The 18,407-nt window shown below is 71.4% G+C and carries 16 protein-coding genes; 3 read left to right on the forward strand and 13 right to left on the reverse strand.

Features of this window, described 5'->3' with window-relative positions; translation table 11 throughout:
- Positions 1–89: 89 nt before the first annotated feature.
- Positions 90–1,040: a 2-hydroxyacid dehydrogenase gene (locus tag ABD932_RS31925; protein WP_345018003.1), complete on the reverse strand. Its 951-nt coding sequence runs from the start codon at positions 1,038–1,040 to the stop codon at positions 90–92.
- A gap of 76 nt (positions 1,041–1,116) precedes the next feature.
- On the opposite strand from ABD932_RS31925, the gene ABD932_RS31930 reads away from it, so the two are divergent.
- On the forward strand, positions 1,117–2,115 hold the full coding sequence (locus ABD932_RS31930; RefSeq protein ID WP_345018005.1) for an aldo/keto reductase: 999 nt from the start codon (positions 1,117–1,119) through the stop codon (positions 2,113–2,115).
- A gap of 165 nt (positions 2,116–2,280) precedes the next feature.
- The gene (locus ABD932_RS31935) at positions 2,281–3,414 is read left to right on the forward strand and encodes a PQQ-dependent sugar dehydrogenase (protein ID WP_345018099.1); all 1,134 of its coding nucleotides are present in this window, start codon (positions 2,281–2,283) and stop codon (positions 3,412–3,414) included.
- A 7-nt stretch (positions 3,415–3,421) separates the two neighbouring features.
- On the opposite strand, the gene ABD932_RS31940 is transcribed toward ABD932_RS31935, so the two are convergent.
- The 7 genes from ABD932_RS31940 to ABD932_RS31970 all read right to left on the reverse strand — a co-directional run bounded on the left by ABD932_RS31940 (position 3,422) and on the right by ABD932_RS31970 (position 11,275).
- On the reverse strand, positions 3,422–3,616 hold the full coding sequence (locus tag ABD932_RS31940; RefSeq protein WP_345018007.1) for a DUF6191 domain-containing protein: 195 nt from the start codon (positions 3,614–3,616) through the stop codon (positions 3,422–3,424).
- Positions 3,617–3,654: 38 nt separating this feature from the next.
- Positions 3,655–6,705, reverse strand: a complete 3,051-nt coding sequence (locus ABD932_RS31945; RefSeq protein WP_345018009.1) for a helix-turn-helix transcriptional regulator — start codon at positions 6,703–6,705, stop codon at positions 3,655–3,657.
- 188 nt (positions 6,706–6,893) lie between these two features.
- Entirely contained in the window at positions 6,894–7,091 is a 198-nt protein-coding gene (locus ABD932_RS31950; RefSeq protein WP_345018011.1) for a hypothetical protein, read from the reverse strand.
- A 209-nt stretch (positions 7,092–7,300) separates the two neighbouring features.
- On the reverse strand, positions 7,301–7,870 hold the full coding sequence (locus ABD932_RS31955) for a hypothetical protein (protein WP_345018013.1): 570 nt from the start codon (positions 7,868–7,870) through the stop codon (positions 7,301–7,303).
- Between the two features lie 35 nt (positions 7,871–7,905).
- Positions 7,906–8,481: a GNAT family N-acetyltransferase gene (locus ABD932_RS31960; RefSeq protein WP_345018015.1), complete on the reverse strand. Its 576-nt coding sequence runs from the start codon at positions 8,479–8,481 to the stop codon at positions 7,906–7,908.
- The gene (locus tag ABD932_RS31965) at positions 8,459–10,705 is read right to left on the reverse strand and encodes an MMPL family transporter (RefSeq protein ID WP_345018017.1); all 2,247 of its coding nucleotides are present in this window, start codon (positions 10,703–10,705) and stop codon (positions 8,459–8,461) included. The genes ABD932_RS31960 and ABD932_RS31965 overlap by 23 nt, the downstream gene beginning before the upstream one ends.
- 210 nt (positions 10,706–10,915) lie before the next feature.
- Positions 10,916–11,275 carry a hypothetical protein gene (locus ABD932_RS31970; protein WP_345018019.1) on the reverse strand — a complete coding sequence of 120 codons (360 nt, stop codon included), beginning with the start codon at positions 11,273–11,275 and terminating at the stop codon, positions 10,916–10,918.
- 188 nt (positions 11,276–11,463) lie between these two features.
- On the opposite strand from ABD932_RS31970, the gene ABD932_RS31975 reads away from it, so the two are divergent.
- Entirely contained in the window at positions 11,464–12,267 is an 804-nt protein-coding gene (locus ABD932_RS31975) for an SAM-dependent methyltransferase (protein WP_345018021.1), read from the forward strand.
- A gap of 63 nt (positions 12,268–12,330) precedes the next feature.
- Here ABD932_RS31975 and gatB read toward each other — a convergent pair whose 3' ends face one another.
- The 5 genes from gatB to ABD932_RS32000 form a co-directional block, all read right to left on the reverse strand.
- Positions 12,331–13,845 (reverse strand): Asp-tRNA(Asn)/Glu-tRNA(Gln) amidotransferase subunit GatB, encoded by a 1,515-nt coding sequence (gene gatB / locus ABD932_RS31980; protein ID WP_345018023.1) that lies wholly within the window; start codon positions 13,843–13,845, stop codon positions 12,331–12,333.
- Between the two features lie 15 nt (positions 13,846–13,860).
- The gene (locus tag ABD932_RS31985; protein ID WP_345018025.1) at positions 13,861–14,100 is read right to left on the reverse strand and encodes a hypothetical protein; all 240 of its coding nucleotides are present in this window, start codon (positions 14,098–14,100) and stop codon (positions 13,861–13,863) included.
- Entirely contained in the window at positions 14,097–15,593 is a 1,497-nt protein-coding gene (gene gatA, locus ABD932_RS31990; RefSeq protein ID WP_345018027.1) for an Asp-tRNA(Asn)/Glu-tRNA(Gln) amidotransferase subunit GatA, read from the reverse strand. Before gatA ends, ABD932_RS31985 begins: the two co-directional genes overlap by 4 nt.
- Before the next feature lie 5 nt (positions 15,594–15,598).
- Entirely contained in the window at positions 15,599–15,895 is a 297-nt protein-coding gene (gene gatC / locus ABD932_RS31995) for an Asp-tRNA(Asn)/Glu-tRNA(Gln) amidotransferase subunit GatC (protein ID WP_007384860.1), read from the reverse strand.
- A 212-nt stretch (positions 15,896–16,107) separates the two neighbouring features.
- Complete coding sequence (locus tag ABD932_RS32000) at positions 16,108–18,342, reverse strand: putative bifunctional diguanylate cyclase/phosphodiesterase (RefSeq protein ID WP_345018030.1); 2,235 nt, start codon at positions 18,340–18,342, stop codon at positions 16,108–16,110.
- Between the last annotated feature and the right edge of the window lie 65 nt (positions 18,343–18,407).

Raw genomic sequence — 18,407 nt, forward strand, 5'->3', positions numbered from 1 at the left:
CCGCAGGGTTGCGGAGGGTACTCGAACCGCATGAAGAGGCTGTTACGCGCGCCGTGCGAGGCACCCGCGCGATGCTCGGCCCGTGGGCATCACTCGCGCGCCTCGCCCGTCGTAAGGATCACGTTGCGCAGGGGCTCCCGGTTCACGTAACGACGCAACTGGTCCACCAGTAGCCGCTTGGCGCGCGGCAGGAACGCGGACGTCGGCCCGCCCACATGCGGGCTGATCAGCACGCCCGGCGCACGCCACAGTGGGTGGTCGCGCGGCAGCGGCTCGGGGTCGGTGACGTCCAGGGCGGCGGTGACCCGCCCGGTCTCCAGCTCGGCGAGCAGCGCCTTGGTGTCGACGACGCCGCCACGGGCGACGTTGACCAGCAGCGCGCCGTTCTTCATGCGGGCGAGGAAGTCGGCGTCGACCAGGTGCCGGGTGGCCTCCGTCAGGGGCGTGGACAGGATGACGACGTCCGCTTCCGGGAGCAGAGCGGGCAGTTCGGTGAGTGGATGCACAGGTCCGCGCGCCGTGGTGCGCTCAGAGCGCGCGACGCGCGCCACCCGCGCGAGTTCAAAAGGTGCGAGCCGGTCCTCGATCGCGGCCCCGATCGAGCCGTATCCCACGATGAGGACGTTCTTGTCGGCCAGCGCGGGCCGGAACCCGCCGAGCCACTCCCCCTTGTCCTGCGCCCGCACGAAGTCGGGGATGCCGCGCAGAGAAGCGAGGATCAGGGTGAGCGTGAGTTCGGCGGTGCTCGCCTCGTGCACCCCGCGCGCGTTGCACAGCCGCACGCCCGGCCGCAGGTGCTTGAGACCCGGCTCCACGTGGTCGGTGCCCGCGGAGAGCGTCTGCACGACCTCCACGGAACTCATCTCCGGCAGGGGACGCTGTCCGAGCGCGGGCGGCTTCATGTACGGGACGACGTAGAAGACGCACTCGGCCGGGTCGGCGGGGAAGTCCTCGGCCCCGTCCCAGAAGCGGTAGTTGGGGCCCTCGGGGAGACCCTCGATCTCGTCCGGCGGGACGGGGAGCCACACGTCAGCAGTCATGCCCAGGAGGCTATGTCAGGCGAACAGGAGTGCAGAGGTTAGGTTGGGGTGCCGGAAGAGGGAGGGTTACGGCCAGGTGGAGCGCAGGACGATCGGCGCGGCGGCACTCGCGGTGGGAGCCGTCGGGCTCGGGTGCATGCCGATGAGCTGGGCCTACAGCTCGTCGCGGCAGCGGGGCGAGGAGTCGGTCAGGGCGGTGCACCGGGCGCTCGATCTGGGCTCGACACTGCTGGACACGGCCGACATGTACGGCCCGTTCACGAACGAGCTGCTGGTGGGGCGGGTGTTGAAGGAGCGCCGCCAGGACGCGTTCGTCTCGACGAAGGTCGGTCTGCTGGTCGGCGAGCAGCACATCGTGGCCAACGGCCGCCCCGGCTACGTGAAACGGGCCTGCGACGCCTCTCTGCGCCGGCTGCAGACTGACGTCATCGACCTCTACCAACTGCATCGCGCGGACCCCGAAGTACCCGTCGAGGAGACGTGGGGCGCGATGGCGGAGCTCGTCCAGGCCGGAAAAGTACGGGCGTTGGGGCTGTGCGCGGTGGGTGCGCGCGGTGGCCGGCGCTCCGGGACGCGCCTGCACGACGGGACGATCCGGCAGTTGCAGCGGGTGCAGCAGGTCTTCCCGGTGAGCGCCGTGCAGGCGGAGCTGTCGGTGTGGTCGCCGGAGGCGCTGGAGACCTTGCTGCCGTGGTGCGAGGCGCGCGGCGTCGGCTTCCTGTCGGCCATGCCCCTGGGCAACGGCTTCCTGACCGGCACCCTGACGCCCGGCCAGGGCTTCGAACCGGACGACGTCCGCGCCCGGCACCCGCGCTTCACCGGGGAAATGATGGCGGCGAACCAGCCGATAGTCGTCGGCCTGCGCCGGATCGCGGCCCGCCACGGAGACGGGGTCACGCCCGCGCAGGTGGCGCTGGCGTGGGTGCTGGCACAGGGGCGGCACGTGGTCGCGGTGCCCGGGGCGAAGCAGGAGCGCTGGGTGACGGAGAACGCGGGGGCGGAGGGGTTGCGGCTGACCGCGGAGGACCTGGCCGAGGTGGCGGAGCTGCCGGGGGCGCGGGGATCCTGGGACTGACGCCGCGAGGATTCCAGGGCTCCGGGCGGAAACCGGCCGGGGTCGGGCGGCGCTGATTCAAGGTTCATGGATCGGGAACCTCTGAGACGCGAGCGGTGTAAGAAAAGTAGAACCCGCCGCGTCGAAGGGACCTTGATCGTGCAACGTCGAGCTGTGACGGCCGTGATGGCCGCGGCCGCACTCCTACTGACGGCCGGCTGCTCCTCCGACGACGGGGGATCACCGGGCGGGGGCAAGAGCGGGACATCCAGTAATGCGGATCCGGGATCGTCGCCCACCCAGCAGACGGCCGAGACCCCGCCGGCGCAGGGCTCGGTCAAGGTGGTGCGCACCGTCGCCGAGGGCCTGAACACCCCCTGGGGCCTGGCCCCGCTCCCCGACGGCGACCTGCTCGTCTCCTCCCGCGACGAGGCCACGATCACCCGGGTCGACGGGGAGACGGGCAAGAAGACCGAGCTGGGCGAGGTGCCGGGGGTGTCACCGGCGGGCGAGGGCGGCCTGATGGGCCTGGCGCTGTCGCCGGACTACGCCTCGGACCACATGGTCTACGCGTACTTCACCTCGGCCTCCGACAACCGCATCGTCCGCATGCTGTACGACGAGCAGCGGCCGTCCGGCGATCAACTGGGCGCGCCCGACACGATCTTCAAGGGCATCCCCAAGGGCTATATCCACAACGGCGGCCGGATCGCCTTCGGCCCGGACAAGATGCTGTACGCGGGCACGGGCGAGAGCGGTGACACCGGGCTGTCCCAGAACAAGGACTCCACGGGCGGCAAGATCCTGCGCCTGACTCCGGAAGGCGAACCGGCCCCCGGCAATCCCTTCCCCGACTCCCCCGTGTACTCGTACGGCCACCGCAATGTGCAGGGTCTGGACTGGGACTCAAAACAGCGTCTGTTCGCCGCCGAGTTCGGCCAGGACACCTGGGACGAGCTGAACGCGATCAAGCCGGGCGGCAACTACGGCTGGCCGGAGGCCGAGGGCAAGTCGGACAACGCCGACTACCTCAACCCACTCGCCCAGTGGGGCACCGACGAGGCCTCCCCCAGCGGGATCGCCTACGCCGAGGGCTCCGTCTGGATGGCCGGTCTGAAGGGCCAGCGCCTGTGGCGCGTCCCGCTGAACGGCACGGAGGCCTCGGCGGACCCGCAGGCGTTCCTGGAGGGCGAGTACGGCCGCCTGCGCACGGTCGTCCCGGCGGGCGGCGACAAGCTGTGGCTGACGACGAGCAACACGGACGGACGGGGCAGCCCCAAGGACGGGGACGACCGGATTCTGGAGGTGCAGGTGAGCTGAGAGCCCTTCACTCCTCCCCGTCCGCCTCCTCCGCCGACGGCTCGGGCTGCCGCCGTACGACCACCTTCCCGGACGCGAGATCTATCGGCCCACGGCCGGGGTCGTTGTCCCCGACGTCCTCGCGGGTCAGTTCCAGACGGTTCTGCTCGTCGCGGGTGTGCTTGCGGCCGGGGGCGAAGAGTTCCTCGAAGGCGTTGAACACGCAACCTCCCTTGGCCGACGTCCCTTACAGCGTAAACCTCAGCTTCTCGTTCCGGATGTGACCGTTTCAGCCGAGAACAACCCCATCCGATGCGCCATCGCGGCGGCCTCTCCCCTCCCGGAGACGCCCAGCTTCCCCAGGATGTTCGACACGTGGACGCTGGCCGTCTTCGGGGAGATGAAGAGTTCCTCGGCGATCTGGCGGTTGGTGCGGCCGGCCGAGACCAGACGCAGGACGTCCCGTTCCCGGGTGGTGAGGCCGAGGGAGTCGGCAGGGTCGGTCGGGGGCGGGGCTGCCGTGAGGGAGAGGCGGGCTCGCTGGGCCAGGTGGGCCGTGGCGTCGGCGAGGGGGCGGGCTCCCAGGTGGGTGGCGGTGGCCCGGGTCAGGCGGAGCAGTTCCGTGGCGCGGGCGCGCTCGTCCTCGCCGCCGATCGCGAGCAGGGCCTCGGCGAGGCGGTGGCGGACCTGGGCGAGGTCGTAAGGGCGTTCCAGGGCCTCGAAGGCGGTGACCACGTCCGACCAGGTGTCGGGGGTGGCCCGGCTCTCGGCGCGGTCGAGTTCGGCTCGGGTCCACTTGTCGTAGGCCAGCCACAGAGGTGCGCCTGTGGTGAGCTTGCGGACGGCCGCGAAGAGCCGTTCCAGGAAGGCGGCTCGGCCCTCCTGCGCGGCGGGTGGTGCGAGGGCGCGGGCGTCGGACTCGGCGAGGGCGGCGGCCAGCAGCAGCGGCCAGGCGTAGCGCTGGGTGCCGGGCGGGAAGCCGGCGCTCAGGGCCCGGTCGGCCTCGGCGCGGGCGTCGAGGAGACGGCCCTCGGCGGCGGCAGTGCCGATGGTGACGCAGGCCATCGGCAGGTTGTTCTGCGGCATGGGGTCGTGAGTGCCGTAGGAGGCGCGGGCGGCTGCGAGATGGCGGGCGGCCTCGGCGACCTCGCCGCGGGCGAACGCAAGGTGCGCGAGCCAGTTGGAGCCGGCGCCTCGTGGCTTGGCGGCCTGCCCGGTCCGCTGGGCGTTCACTGCGGCCTCGGCTGCCTCCTCCCAACGGCCCAGGGAGAACAGTGATTCGGCGAGGTTCGCCCAGATCCAGGCCTCGGAGTCGCGCAGGCCCATCTTCTGGGTCAGCCCCAGCCCTTCGCGCAGGAGGCCCACGGCCTCCTCCGAGCGGCCGATGCCTTCCAGTTCGGACGGCAGGTTCACATGGCTGCGCCCGACCACGGCGGCGAGGCCGCGGTCCAGCACCTCGTCCCTGACCTCGTACATCTGGGCCAGGCCGGCCTCGATCTGACCTGCGTCGACCATGAGTCCGCCGAGTGTGAGCCGCGCGTTGAGTTCGATGTCCTCGGCGCCCACCATGTGCGCGTACTCGACGGCCCGTTCGGCGGCGGACATGGCGGCGGGGCCGGGGGCGTGCAGCATCGACCAGTTGGCGGCGATGGCAAGCACCTCGGCGTGCACCTCGGACGGTGGCAGGCCGCGCACCAGTTGCTGCGCGGTGGCCAGCTCCTTCCAGCCGTCGCCGCGAGCCTGGGCCTGGACCAGCCGGGAGCGCTGGACCCAGAACCAGGCGGCGCGCAGGGGGTCGCCGTCCTCCTCCAGGAGATGCAGGGCCCGCTTGGTGATCTTCAGGGCGCGTTCGCGCTCCCCGCAGAGCCGTCCGGCGACGGCGGCCTCGGCCATGAGGTCGAGGTAGCGCAGGGGTTTGGTGGCGGGGTCGCAGCCGCAGGGCGGATAGACCTCGGTGTAGTCGACGGGGCGCAGCGTGGCCCGTACGTCCTCGGGGGCGGAGTCCCACAGTTCCATCGCGCGTTCCAGCAGCCGCAGTTGCTCGGAGTGGGCGTGCCGGCGGCGGGCGGTGACGGAGGCGTCGAGGACGGCGGGCAGGGCCTTGGCCGGGTCGTGGGCGTGGTACCAGTAGCTGGCCAGCCGCATGACGCGCACGTCGGCCGGGACGAGCGTCGGGTCGGCCTCCAGGGCTTCGGCGTAGCGGCGGTTGAGACGGGAGCGCTCGCCGGGCAGCAGGTCGTCGCCGACGGCCTCGCGGACCAGGGAGTGCCGGAAGCGGTAGCCGTCGCCGCCCGGCGCGGCGATGAGGATGTTGGCGTTGACGGCGGCCCGCAGCGCCTCGATGAGGTCGTCCTCGGCGAGCCGGGCGACGGCGGCGAGCAGCCGGTACTCGACGGTGGAGCCGCCCTCGGCGACGATCCGGGCGACCCGCTGGGCGCTCTCGGGCAGCCTCTCGACACGGACCAGGAGCAGGTCGCGCAGGGAGTCGGTGAGGCCGGCGCAGGAGCCCTCGTGGGTGGCGACGGCGAGTTCCTCGACGAAGAAGGCGTTGCCGTCGGAGCGTTCGAAGATCTCGTCCACCTGGGCAGGGTCGGGTTCGGTGGCGAGGATGCCGGCGATCTGGCGGCCGACCTCGGCGCGGTTGAAGCGGCCGAGTTCGATACGGCGGACCGTGCGCAGCCGGTCGAGTTCGGCGAGGAGGGGGCGCAGCGGGTGGCGGCGGTGGATGTCGTCGGAGCGGTAGGTGGCCAGGACGACGAGGCGGCCGGTGCGCAGGGTGCGGAAGAGGTAGGCGAGGAGGTGGCGGGTGGAGGCGTCGGCCCAGTGCAGGTCCTCCAGGGCGACGACGACCGTGCGGTCCGCGGCGACGCGCTCCAGGAGGCGGGCGGTGAGCTCGAAGAGGCGGGCCATGCCCTCCTCGTCGGACCGGTCCGCCCCGCGGGCCGGCGCCGTCTCGCCCAACTCGGGCAGCAGCCGGGCCAGTTCCTCCTCCTGACCGGCGGCCGCGGCGGCGAGTTCCCCGGGCAGTTCGCGGCGCAGGGCACGCAGCGCGGTGGAGAACGGGGCGAACGGCAGGCCGTCGGCGCCGATCTCGACGCAACCGCCGAGCACGACGACGGCGCCCTCACGGGCGGCGGCGCCGGCGAACTCCTCGACGAGGCGGGTCTTGCCGACCCCGGCCTCTCCCCCGATCACCAACGCCTGCGGGTCGCCTCCGGCGGCGCGGGCGAGGGCGTCGTGCAGCGTCTCCAGCTCGGCTGCGCGACCGACGAACACGGGGCTGACGGACTGGTTCTCCACGGGGGCGAGCATCGCACGCGGTGCGGGAAGTAGGGCAACGGTTTTCGCCGGGCTCGGCGTCGGTGGTGCCGCCCTCTGGGGGCTGCCGCCCCCAGACCCCCGCTTCGGCCCTGAAAGGGCCTCGTCCTCAAACGCCGGACGGGCTGACTTTGCCTGGGCCGGCGCGGAGAAGCCACCGCCGGCTCTTGTCTCCCCCGTTTTCACGCGGCATGCGGATGCCGGTGCCTGCGACGGCGCGAGCTATGCGCATCCTTCTCCCTCACCCCCTCACCGGAACGTTCCGCTGCCTCGCGGCGTGCCGCCCTGCGGACGCGGGCAGCCTCGCGGGCCAGCCGCTCCTGCTCGGCCCGGCGGATCAGTTCGGCGGCACGGAGGTGGTGGAGTTCGTACTCGTACATGGCGGGTCCCCCTGGCTTTTCCTGGTGAGAATCGGATCTCGGCGTCGCTTTCAGCGATGCCTCAACCTTCGTCTCCCAGGGGGGTCCGCCACATCGGGAGAGTTCCGCATCTTCGGCGGTGGGCGGGGCCTTAGACACGCGTAAGGGGCCTCAGAGCGCCGTCCAAAGTGCTTAGGGCGGCCCTGAGGCCCCTCAGGGCCTGCGGTGGGTCAGCCTGCCGAGGGCAGGCCGAGCAACGCGTCGGTGTACTTGAGCACGGCCAGCAGCAGGCCGATGACGCCGAGCACGACGCCGCCCCAGGCGACCGACTTGATCCACGGGGCCTGCGGCTTGCCGGGCGCGCCGAACGCCGGACGGGCGAGCACGACGACGCCGACGATCAGCGCGGCGAGCGCGAAGAGTCCGGCCCACAGGGCGGAGGTCTGCCAGGCGTCGCCGTAGACCTCCTTGATCTGCTTGGCGACGCTCGCGTTCGACGCGGTCTCCAGCTGGCCGACGAGGGTCTCGCGCGCGGCGGCGACCGTACCGATCCAGCCGCCGGTCAGGGAGACGAGGCCGAGCGCCGCGGAGACGATCGCGCCCGCGCCCTGGCCTACGCCGGAGGGGCCCTCTTCCGTGGCCTCGGCGGTCACCTCGTCCCCGGCCTCGGCCTCGTCGTTCTCCGTCACCTCGTCGGAGGCGGTGGCGTCGGTCGTCTTGGTGACGTCCACCTTCTCCTCGTCGGTCTTCGCCTCGGTGCCCGTCTCGGCCCCGGTCTCGTCCACTGTCTTCGTTCCCATGCCTCGCACCGTACGGACGCTGTCTGAGAGCTTTCTTAATGATCCTTGTGAGCGGCACGCGCGCGTGCCTCACGCCAGTCGGGGGCCAGGATCGACCACACCTCGAGGTCGTGCCGCACCCCACGATAGGGGTAGCTCTCCCGGCGCACGCCCTCGCGGGTCATCCCGAGCCGCCGTGCGACATCGAGGCTCGGCGTGTTCCCGGCGGCCGCGATCCACTCGACGCGGTGGATGCCGCGCCCCTCGATCGCGAAGTCGATGAGGACGCGCATCGCGCGCGTGACGAGCCCGCGCCCGGTGCCGGCGGGCTCCAGCCAGCAGCCGACCTCGCAGTTGGCGTTCTCGGCGTCGAAGTTGAGGAAGAGCACCCCGCCCACCAGCTTGCCCTCCAGCCACAGGCCGTGCAGGGAAGCGGTGTCGGCGGCGCGCATGTCGGCGTACCGCTGGAGCGTCTCGCGCGCGGAGTCCACGTCGACGGCCTTGGAGCCGAAGGGGACGTACTGGTTGATGAACTCCCTCCCCCGCTCCAGGTGGGCCAGGAACTCTTCGGCGTGCCACGGCTCCAGGGGACGCAGTTCGGCTCCGTCGTCACCCAGCGATATCGCGTACATCCCGCTGTCGCTCCTCCTCCGCCAGCACGTCCGCCACCTCGGCGTCCGTCGCGGCGGCCAGCCTCTCATGGGCGGCACGGGACTCGGGCGGCTCGATGCTGATGCGGGGCAGGCGCCGGTCCAGCCAGCGGGGCAGCCACCAGTTGGCGCCGCCGAGCATGTGCATCAGGGCGGGGACGAGGAGGGTGCGGAGCACGAAGGCGTCCAGGGCCACCGCGGCGGCGAGGGCGATGCCGAACATGGCGATCACTCGGTCGCCGCTGAGGACGAAGGCGAGGAAGACCGAGATCATGATGACCGCGGCGGAGTTGATCACCCGGCCGGTCTCGGCGAGGCCGATCCGGACGGCCCGCCGGTTGTCGCCGGTCTCCAGCCATTCCTCGTACATCCGGCTGACCAGGAAGACCTGGTAGTCCATGGAGAGGCCGAACAGCACGGACACCATGATGACCGGGAGGAAGGGCTCGATCGGGCCCGCGCGGCCCAGGCCGAGCAGCTCGCTCCCCCAGCCCCACTGGAAGATCGCGACGACGACGCCGAAGGCGGCGGCGACGGCGGCGACGTTCATCGCCGCGGCCTTCAGGGGGATGCCGACGGACCGGAAGGCGAGCAGGAGCAGCAGACAGCCCAGGCCGATGACGACGCCGACGAACAGCGGCAGCTTGCCGACGATGACGTCGGCGAAGTCGTCGTAGCCGGCCGTCATGCCGCCGACGTGCACATCGAGCGAGGTGCCGGTCTCGGCGCGCGGCAGGACCTCGGAGCGCAGCCGGTCGACGAGGTCGCTGGTCTGCCGCGACTGCGGGGAGGACTCCGGTACGACGGTGAGGTACGCGGTGTCGCCGCCGGTGTTGTACGTCACCGGGGTCACCGACGCGACGCCCTCGGTGGCGCGCAGGGTCGCGTCGAGGTTGTCGAGGGCGAGCTTGTCGTCGCCGCCGTCGACCTCGGTGACCAGGGTGAGCGGGCCGTTCACGCCGGGTCCGAAGCCGTCGGCGAGGAGGTCGTAGGCCTGGCGTGTGGTGGAGGTCTCCGGGTTGTTGCCCTGGTCGGAGGTGCCCAGGCGCAGGCCGAGGGTGGGCAGGGCGAGGACCGTGATGACGGCCAGGGCGATCGCGCCGAGCGCCTTGGGGTGGCGCTCCACGAACGCCGACCAGCGGGCGGCGAACCCGGCCGGCACCTCGGGCTCGGGACCGTGTTCGGTCAGCCGGCGCCGCTCGCGGCGGCTCAGGGCGCGCATGCCGATGAAGGACAGCAGGGCGGGCAGCAGGGTCACGGAGGCGGCCACGGTCAGGACCACCGTCAACGAGGCGGCTATCGCGACGCCGTTGAGGAAGCCCAGCCGCAGGATCAGCATCCCGAGCAGGGCGATGCACACGGTCGCGCCCGCGAACACCACCGCACGTCCGGTGGTCGCCACGGCGTTCGTGATCGCCTCGGGGACGGAGAGCCCTCGTTTCAGCCCGCGCCGGTGCCGGGTGACGATGAACAGCGCGTAGTCGATGCCGACGCCGAGCCCGATGAGCATGCCGAGCATGGGCGCGAAGTCGGCCACGGTCATGGCGTGCCCGAGCAGGACGATCCCGGCGTAGGCGGTGCCGACACTCACCAGCGCGGTGGCGATGGGCAGCAGCGAGGCGGCGAGCGAGCCGAAGGCCAGGAACAGCACGACAGCCGCTACGGCCACCCCGACGACCTCGGCGATGTGCCCGCCCGGCGACTCGGTGAGCCCGACGGCACTGCCGCCCAGCTCCACCTGGAGCCCGTCGGTCTCGGCGGCCTTGGCCGCGTTCACGACGGCCCGCGCCTCGCCCTCGTCGAGGTTCTCGGCGCTGTCGTCGAAGGTGACGGTGGCGTACGCCGTGTGCCCGTCCTCGCTGATCCGGGCGGCGCCCTGCTTGCCGTACGGGCTGCCGACGGCCGCGACACCCGGCAGCTCCGCGATCTCGTCCAGGGTGCGGGTCATGGTCTGCTCGACGTCGACGGCGCGGACACTGCCGGACGAGGTGTGCCAGACAACGGTGTCACTGTCGCCGCCGAGGCCGGGGAAGCCGTCCTCGAGGAGCTGGGTGGCCCGGCCGGACTCGGTGCCCGGGACGTGGTAGTCGTTCGAGTACGCGGTGCCCGTGACGGCGGCGGCCGCGGTCACCCCGCCGAAGGCGAGCAGCCAGAGCAGTACGGCGACGAGGCGGCGCTGGACACACCAGCGTGCAAGAGCTGCCACGAACGAGCTCCCGGGGCGATTTGTGGATCTTTGACCGGGATAAGTCGTTCATGAAGTGAACAGCCCGCAAAGAACGCATGAGCGATGTGAAGCAAACTCTCGCAGGCGGCAGAGATCGTTTGCCGCGTTCGTGGGTTTATTCACAGGAATGCGAGGCAGATCACAGGACAGTAACGTTCACTCTGTCGTTCTCGCGTGACGCCTCTCACATCAGTCGAACTGGTCGCCCATCGCCATCACCATCACTCCGGCGACCAGCAGCCACAGCGCCCGCCGGGTGCGCCCCCGCGAGCCGAGGAACGCGGCGAGTGCGCAGACGGCGGCACCGAAGGCGTAGGCGGCCGGGACGAGGGCCGGGGCGGAGCCTGTCGCACGAAGGGTCGAGGCGGCCAGCCCCGCGAGGGCGAGGAGCACACCGGTCCCGGCCGCCGTCCAGCGGGCCCGCCGCGCCACCTGCGCCGGATCCTCGGCGTCCGCCAGGTCTTCGTCGCGCTCGTCCTCCGGCGTCTCGAACCGCTCCTCCTGCTCCTCCCGCGTGTCGGATATCTCGGAATCACCGCGTCCACTCATGGCGGGCGAGCGTAGCGCGTCGCGCCGAGAAACCGGATGCGGGTCCGAAGGGCGGGCTGCTAGCTTCCGGAGGTCAGCCGTTCCCGCGGCACATCGCCGCCGACCTGGGCAGGTGCATTGTTTGAGCGTCCGGCCGAGCTCCTCCGTATCCCTTTCCGCCTTCCAGGACTCAAGGAGCCCCTTCACCGATGCCGGACATCACCCCGAGGACCTCGAATGAGGACCTCGCCGAGCGGCTGACCCACGCCCGCTACCCGCGCAGCAACAGTTACGACCCCCGCTGGGTCGTCGAGAACCAGATGGGCCCGAACGCACTCTGGCTGCTGGAGTGGCTGGCCCCCGCCCTCGGCCTGGACGCCCTGCGGCCCTGCGCACGCGTCCTCGACCTGGGCTGCGGCCGGGCCATGACCTCCGTCTTCCTGGCCAGGGAGTACGACGCCCAGGTCACCGCCGCCGACCTGTGGATCAAGCCCGACGACAACGCACGGCGCATCGCCGAGGCCGGCTTCGCCGACCGTGTGCTGCCCGTGCACGCCGAGGCGCACGACCTGCCGTTCGCCGAGGGCGGCTTCGACGCGATCGTGAGCATCGACGCGTACCAGTACTTCGGCACGAACGATCTCTATCTGCCCACGCTCATCCGCCTGTTGAAGCCGGGCGGGCGGATCGGCGTCGTCGTACCGGCGCTGCGGGAGGAACCGGACGGCATCGAGCCGCCGGAGCATCTCAAGCCGTGGTGGGAGCCCGACTTCTGGTGCTTCCACACCGCCGACTGGTGGCGACGGCACTGGACACGCAGCGGCGCCGTCGAGGTCGAAGCGGCCGACTGGCTGGACGACGGCTGGCGGGACTGGCTGCTGTGGTGCGACGTGATCGCCGAGGAGAGCCCCGAGGAGTTCCATCGCACGATGGCCCGCCGGGTCGGCGAGATGGTGCGGCTGGACGAGGGCCGCGCGCTGGGCTTCGTACGGCTCGTGGGACGCCGTATCTGAGAACGCGCCGAGGGGGATGCGTCACCGTCGACGCATCCCCCTCGGGGTTCACCACCGTGGGTCTCAGCCCTCGCTGACGCCCAGCTTCTCCAGGATCAGCTCCTTGACGCGCGCGGCGTCGGCCTGACCACGGGTCGCCTTCATGACCGCGCCGACCAGGGCGCCGGCCGCGGCCACCTTGCCACCGCGGATCTTGTCCGCGATGCCCGGGTTGCCGGCGATGGCCTCCTCGACGGCGGTGGTGAGGGCGCCCTCGTCGGAGACGACCTTCAGACCGCGCTTGTCGACGACCTCGTCCGGGGTGCCCTCGCCCGCGAGAACGCCCTCGATGACCTGGCGGGCCAGCTTGTCGTTCAGGTCACCCTTCGAGACCAGCTCGGTGACCCGGGCGACCTGCGCCGGGGTGATCGCCAGCTCGTCGAGCGCCTTGCCCGACTCGTTGGCGCTGCGGGCGAGTTCGCCCATCCACCACTTGCGGGCGGAGGCCGCGTCGGCACCGGCGTCGATCGTGGCGACGATCAGGTCCAGCGCGCCGGCGTTGAGGATCGCCTGCATGTCGGTGGCCGAGATGCCCCACTCCGCGAGGAGCCGGGTACGGCGGGCCAGCGGCATCTCGGGAAGCGCCGCCCGGATCTCCTCGACCCACTCGCGCGAGGGGGCCACCGGAACGAGGTCCGGCTCGGGGAAGTACCGGTAGTCCTCGGCCTCTTCCTTCACGCGGCCCGAGGTCGTCGACCCGGTGTCCTCGTGGAAGTGCCGCGTCTCCTGGATGATCGTCCCGCCGCCGCTCAGCACGGCCGCGTGCCGCTGGATCTCGTAGCGGGCCGCGCGCTCCACGGACCGCAGCGAGTTGACGTTCTTCGTCTCCGAGCGCGTACCGAACTTCTCGGTGCCGTTCGGGCGCAGCGACAGGTTCACGTCGCAGCGCATCTGGCCCATCTCCATGCGGGCTTCCGACACACCGAGCGCCTTGATGAGCTCGCGCAGCTCACGGACGTACGCCTTCGCCACCTCGGGGGCACGCTCGCCCGCGCCCTCGATCGGCTTGGTGACGATCTCGATGAGCGGGATGCCGGCGCGGTTGTAGTCCAGCAGCGAGTGCGAGGCGCCGTGGATTCGGCCCGTCGCACCGCCCACGTGGGTGGACTTGCCGGTGTCCTCCTCCATATGGGCGCGCTCGATCTCCACGCGGAAGGTCTCGCCGTCCTCCAGCTGTACGTCGAGGTAGCCGTTGAAGGCGATCGGCTCGTCGTACTGGGAGGTCTGGAAGTTCTTCGGCATGTCCGGATAGAAGTAGTTCTTCCGGGCGAAACGGCACCACTCGGCGATCTCGCAGTTCAGCGCGAGACCGATCTTGATCGCCGACTCGACGCCGGTCGCGTTGACGACCGGGAGCGCGCCGGGCAGGCCGAGGCAGACGGGGCAGGTCTGCGTGTTGGCGTCCTGACCGAGTTCGGTCGAACAGCCGCAGAACATCTTGGTCTTGGTGCCGAGTTCGACATGGACCTCGAGGCCCATGACGGGGTCGTACGACGCGAGTGCGTCCTCGTACGACACCAGGTCGGTCGTGGTGGTCACGGTGAAACTTCCCTCTCAGCCCAGCAGGACGTCGTCGTCGCCCAGCCGCTTCAGCTCGCGGTAGAGGATGGCGAGGCCGGTGACGATCGCGACGGCGGACACGCCGGCGTCGATGAGCCGCAGCGTGTCGCTCTCGACGCGGGCCTTCTTCGCCTGCTTGGCGACGTTGACCGCACCGAACGCGGTGGTGGCCATGGACAGGTACAGACCGGACTTGGACTTCTTGAAGTCCTTGGCCTTGGACAGCTTGCTCACAGCGACGGTGCCTCCTCCAGGAGCGGGTGCCCCCACTTTTCCACGAAGGCGGCCTCGACGGCGGCCCCCACCTTGTACAGGCGGTCGTCCTTCAGCGCCGGGGCGATGATCTGCAGGCCGACCGGGAGGTTGTCCTCCGGAGCCAGACCGCAGGGCAGCGACATGGCCGCGTTGCCCGCGAGGTTCGTCGGGATGGTGCAGAGGTCGGCGAGGTACATCGCCATCGGGTCGTCGGCGCGCTCGCCGATCGGGAAGGCGGTGGTCGGCGTCGTCGGCGAGACGATCACGTCGACCTGCTCGAAGGCCTTCTCGAAGTCGCGGGTGATGAGCGTACGGACCTTCTGCGCGGAGCCGTAGTACGCGTCGTAGTACCCGCTCGACAGGGCGTACGTGCCGAGCATGATGCGGCGCTTGACCTCGGGGCCGAAGCCCGCCTCACGGGTGATCGACGTGACCGCCTCGGCGGAGTTCGTGCCGTCGTCGCCGGTCCGCAGGCCGTAGCGCAGGCCGTCGAAGCGGGCGAGGTTGGACGAACACTCGGAGGGCGCGATCAGGTAGTACGCCGACAGCGCGAGGTCGAAGGACGGGCAGTCCAGCTCGACGATCTCGGCGCCCAGGTCCTTGAGCAGCGCGACGGACTCGTCGAAGCGCTGGATGACGCCGGCCTGGTAGCCCTCGCCGCGGAACTGCTTGACGACGCCGACGCGCATGCCCTCGACGCTGCCGTTGCGGGCGGCCTCGACGACCGGCGGGACGGGCGCGTCGATCGACGTCGAGTCCAGCGGGTCGTGTCCGGCGATGACCTCGTGCAGGAGCGCCGCGTCCAGGACCGTACGGGCACAGGGACCGCCCTGGTCGAGGGAGGACGAGAAGGCGACCATGCCGTACCGCGAGACGGCGCCGTACGTCGGCTTCACGCCGACCGTGCCGGTGACGGCGGCCGGCTGGCGGATGGAGCCGCCGGTGTCGGTGCCGATGGCGAGGGGCGCCTGGAAGGAGGCGAGCGCTGCGGACGAGCCGCCGCCGGAGCCGCCGGGGATCTTGGTGAGGTCCCAGGGGTTGCCGGTCGGCCCGTAGGCGCTGTTCTCCGTCGACGACCCCATGGCGAACTCGTCCATGTTGGTCTTGCCGAGGATCACGACGTCGGCGGCCTTCAGCTTCTTGGTGAGGGTCGCGTCGTACGGCGGGATCCAGCCCTCGAGGATCTTCGAACCGACGGTCGTCGGAATGCCCTCGGTGGTGAAGATGTCCTTGAGCGCGAGGGGAACACCGGCCAGCGGACCGAGCTTCTCCCCCTTGGCACGCTTCTCGTCGACGGCCCGGGCCTGGGCGAGAGCGCCCTCGCGGTCGACGTGCAGGAAGGCGTGCACCTTCTCGTCGACGGCCTCGATGCGGGCGAGGTGGGCCTCGGTGACCTGCACGGCCGTGAGCTCACCGGAAGCGATCTTCGCGGCGGTCTCGGCGGCCGTGAGCTTGATGATGTTGTCCGTCATGGCGGTTAGTCCTCCCCCAGGATCTGCGGCACCTTGAAACGCTGCTGCTCCTGGGCCGGGGCGCCGGAGAGCGCCTGCTCGGGGGTGAGCGACGGACGGACCTCGTCCGCGCGCATGACGTTCGTCAGCGGGAGCGGGTGCGAGGTCGGCGGTACGTCTTGGTCGGCGACCTCACTGACGCGTGCGACCGCGCCGATGATGTCGTCCAGCTGTCCCGCGAAGTGCTCGAGCTCTTCGGGCTTCAGCTCCAGACGCGCCAGCCGTGCGAGGTGGGCGACCTCCTCGCGCGTGATGCCAGGCATGCAGCGATCCTCTGGGGTGAGTGTGTGTGGTTTGGGGCCAATCCTATGGGGCGGGCACCGATGCCCGTGAAACGGTTTCCCTCGGGCCGCGTGCCTGGACTCCACCACGGTTCGACAGCGCCCCGATAGGGGCGCGGGGAACTGCGCGACCAGCCACGACGATGCCCGCAGACGAACGACGACACATCGCAGCACTTCCAGCGAAGCGTCCGTCACTCTGCGGCAGGCAGTGCCGCCCTCGGTCGCTGCCACCCGCGCGACCCCCGCGCCCGCAGCCACGCCGTCGTCTCCTCCGCCGGCATCGCCGCCGCGACCAGCCACCCTTGTACGGCGTCGCAGCCCAGGTCCCGCAGGCGTTCCCAGGTCTCGTCGTCCTCGACGCCCTCGGCGACGACGAGCAGGCCGAGCGAGTGGGCCAGGTCCACCGTGCAGCGCACGATCTCCGCGTCCTCGACATCGAACGCGAGCCGCGCCACGAACGAGCGGTCGATCTTCAGCTCGCTCACGGGCAGCCGTCTGAGGTGCACGAGGGACGAGTAGCCCGTGCCGAAGTCGTCCAGGGACATCTTCACGCCGTGCCCGGTCAGCCCGGCCAGCGTGTCGGCGGCACGCTGCGGGTCCTCCAGGAGCACGTGTTCCGTTATCTCCAGCTGGAGCGCTCCCGCCGGAACACCGTGCCGGGCGAGCCGCGCGGCGACGGAGCCGGCGAACCCGGGGGTGTGGACGTCACGGGGAGAGACGTTGACCGCGACGGGCACGTACAGGCCCTGCGACCGCCACTGCGCCACCTGCCCGAGCGCCGTCTCCAGCACGTACTCCGTCAGATGCGGCATCAGCCCCGACGACTCGGCGATCGCTATGAACTCGTCCGGCGGCACCTTCCCGCGTTCGGGATGCACCCAGCGCACCAGCGCCTCCAGCCCGGCGACCTGCCCGTCGAAGCGGACCTTCGGCTGGTAGTGCAGCTCGACCTCCTGCGCGTCGAGCGCGCGGCGCAGATCCCCCAGCAGGCCCAGCCGGTCCGGGGTGTTGGAGTCCCGCTTGGACTCGTAGACCTCTACGCCCGTACGGTCCCGTTTCGCCTGGTACATCGCCACGTCCGCGCGCCGCAGCAGCCCTTCGGCGTCGAGCGCGTGGTCGGGGAAGACCGCGACGCCGGCGCTGGCCTCCAGGACCAGGGTGAGCCCGTCGAGGTCGAGCGGGGAGCTGAGGGCGGTGACGAGACCGCGGGCGACCCGGGTCGCGGACGTCGTGGAGTCGGCGACCGGCAGTAAGACGGCGAACTCGTCACCGCCGAGCCGCGCGGCCTCCGCTCCGCGCGGCAGGGCCAGGCGCAGCCGGTCCGCTATCTGCAACAGCAACCGGTCTCCGGCCAGATGACCGAGAGTGTCGTTGACCGATCGGAAACGGTCGAGGTCGATCAGCATCAGGGCGGAGCGAGCGCCGATGCGCTCGGCGTCGTCGAGCGCGGTCCAGATGCGCTCCAGCAGCCACTGCCTGTTGGGCAGACCGGTCAGAGGATCGCGCAGCTGTTCCTCCGCCCTGGCCCGCGCGATCCACAGGGTGGAGTCGAGGGCGATGAGGGGGATGGAGAACAGCGGCAGCAGCAGAGGCTTGGCGATGGCGACCACGCACACCAGCGGCGCGATGCCGAGCAGCGCGACGGCGACCAGTCCCTGTCTGACCAGGGCGGTGCGGGCGACGGTGGGCAGGCCGCCGTGCGGGGTGTGCAGATACCAGAGCAGGACGCGGGTGACCGCCAGATAGGCGGCGGCGACGAGCACGACACCGGGGGCGGTGTAGAGCGTCCAGGTGTCGGGGTTCCAGGGGTTCTCGACGGTCGGCACGCGGCCGAAGGCGGCCAGCACGAGGGCGCCCGCGGCGATGCCGAGGATGTCCACCGCGCCGTGCAGCACGCCCTGGCGCCAGCGGCCCCGGCGGGCTATGCCGACCAGGACGACGACGGTGAGGCTCACCATGCCGGCGGGCACCCAGCCGTACAGCATCAGCACGGCGAGGGTGAGGGCGGCGCCGGAGCCGGTGCCGCCCCACCAGCGGGCGCGGCCGAGCGCGACCAGATGGCCGACGATGACGCCGGTCAGTACCGCCAGGGACCAGCCGACGGTGCCGGACGGGAAGAGGGCGTGGTTGCCGGTGAACGCCCGGTAGAACCCGGCGCCGAGGACGAATCCGGCCGCCGCGACGATCGCCGCGGGCAGCGCGGGCCAGGACAGGTGCCGTTCGTGGTCGGCGTCCTGCAGCCCGTCGGTGCGCTCGGCGCCGAGCCGCGCGGCGGCGCCGCCGTCCGTCACGGTGTGCGGCCCGGCGGCGCCCCCCGCGCCTCTTTCCGCGCGCGAACGCTCCGCGGCCCGCGCCGCCCACCCTCGCCATGCGCCGGCGATCCGGCGCAGCCGTGAGTCCGGGGCGGCGCTCTCGGTCGGTTCCATTCCCGTCCCTCTCACAGCCGGCGGTGCCCACGCCACGCGGCCCGATGCCCGACAACAACCTTCAA

The sequence above is a fragment of the Streptomyces shaanxiensis genome (genome assembly GCF_039537145.1).
GTDB classification, from domain to species: Bacteria; Actinomycetota; Actinomycetes; order Streptomycetales; family Streptomycetaceae; genus Streptomyces; species Streptomyces shaanxiensis.

Coding starts and splice junctions, on each gene's coding strand:
- gatA (WP_345018027.1), bottom strand. CDS start 15,593: ATGACGGACAACATCATCAAGCTCACGGCCGCCGAGACCGCCGCGAAG.
- ABD932_RS31960 (WP_345018015.1), bottom strand. CDS start 8,481: ATGTACGCGATATCGCTGGGTGACGACGGAGCCGAACTGCGTCCCCTG.
- ABD932_RS31955 (WP_345018013.1), bottom strand. CDS start 7,870: ATGGGAACGAAGACAGTGGACGAGACCGGGGCCGAGACGGGCACCGAG.
- ABD932_RS31935 (WP_345018099.1), top strand. CDS start 2,281: ATGGCCGCGGCCGCACTCCTACTGACGGCCGGCTGCTCCTCCGACGAC.
- ABD932_RS31975 (WP_345018021.1), top strand. CDS start 11,464: ATGCCGGACATCACCCCGAGGACCTCGAATGAGGACCTCGCCGAGCGG.
- ABD932_RS31925 (WP_345018003.1), bottom strand. CDS start 1,040: ATGACTGCTGACGTGTGGCTCCCCGTCCCGCCGGACGAGATCGAGGGT.
- ABD932_RS31970 (WP_345018019.1), bottom strand. CDS start 11,275: ATGAGTGGACGCGGTGATTCCGAGATATCCGACACGCGGGAGGAGCAG.
- ABD932_RS31945 (WP_345018009.1), bottom strand. CDS start 6,705: ATGCTCGCCCCCGTGGAGAACCAGTCCGTCAGCCCCGTGTTCGTCGGT.
- gatC (WP_007384860.1), bottom strand. CDS start 15,895: ATGCCTGGCATCACGCGCGAGGAGGTCGCCCACCTCGCACGGCTGGCG.
- ABD932_RS31950 (WP_345018011.1), bottom strand. CDS start 7,091: ATGTACGAGTACGAACTCCACCACCTCCGTGCCGCCGAACTGATCCGC.
- ABD932_RS32000 (WP_345018030.1), bottom strand. CDS start 18,342: ATGGAACCGACCGAGAGCGCCGCCCCGGACTCACGGCTGCGCCGGATC.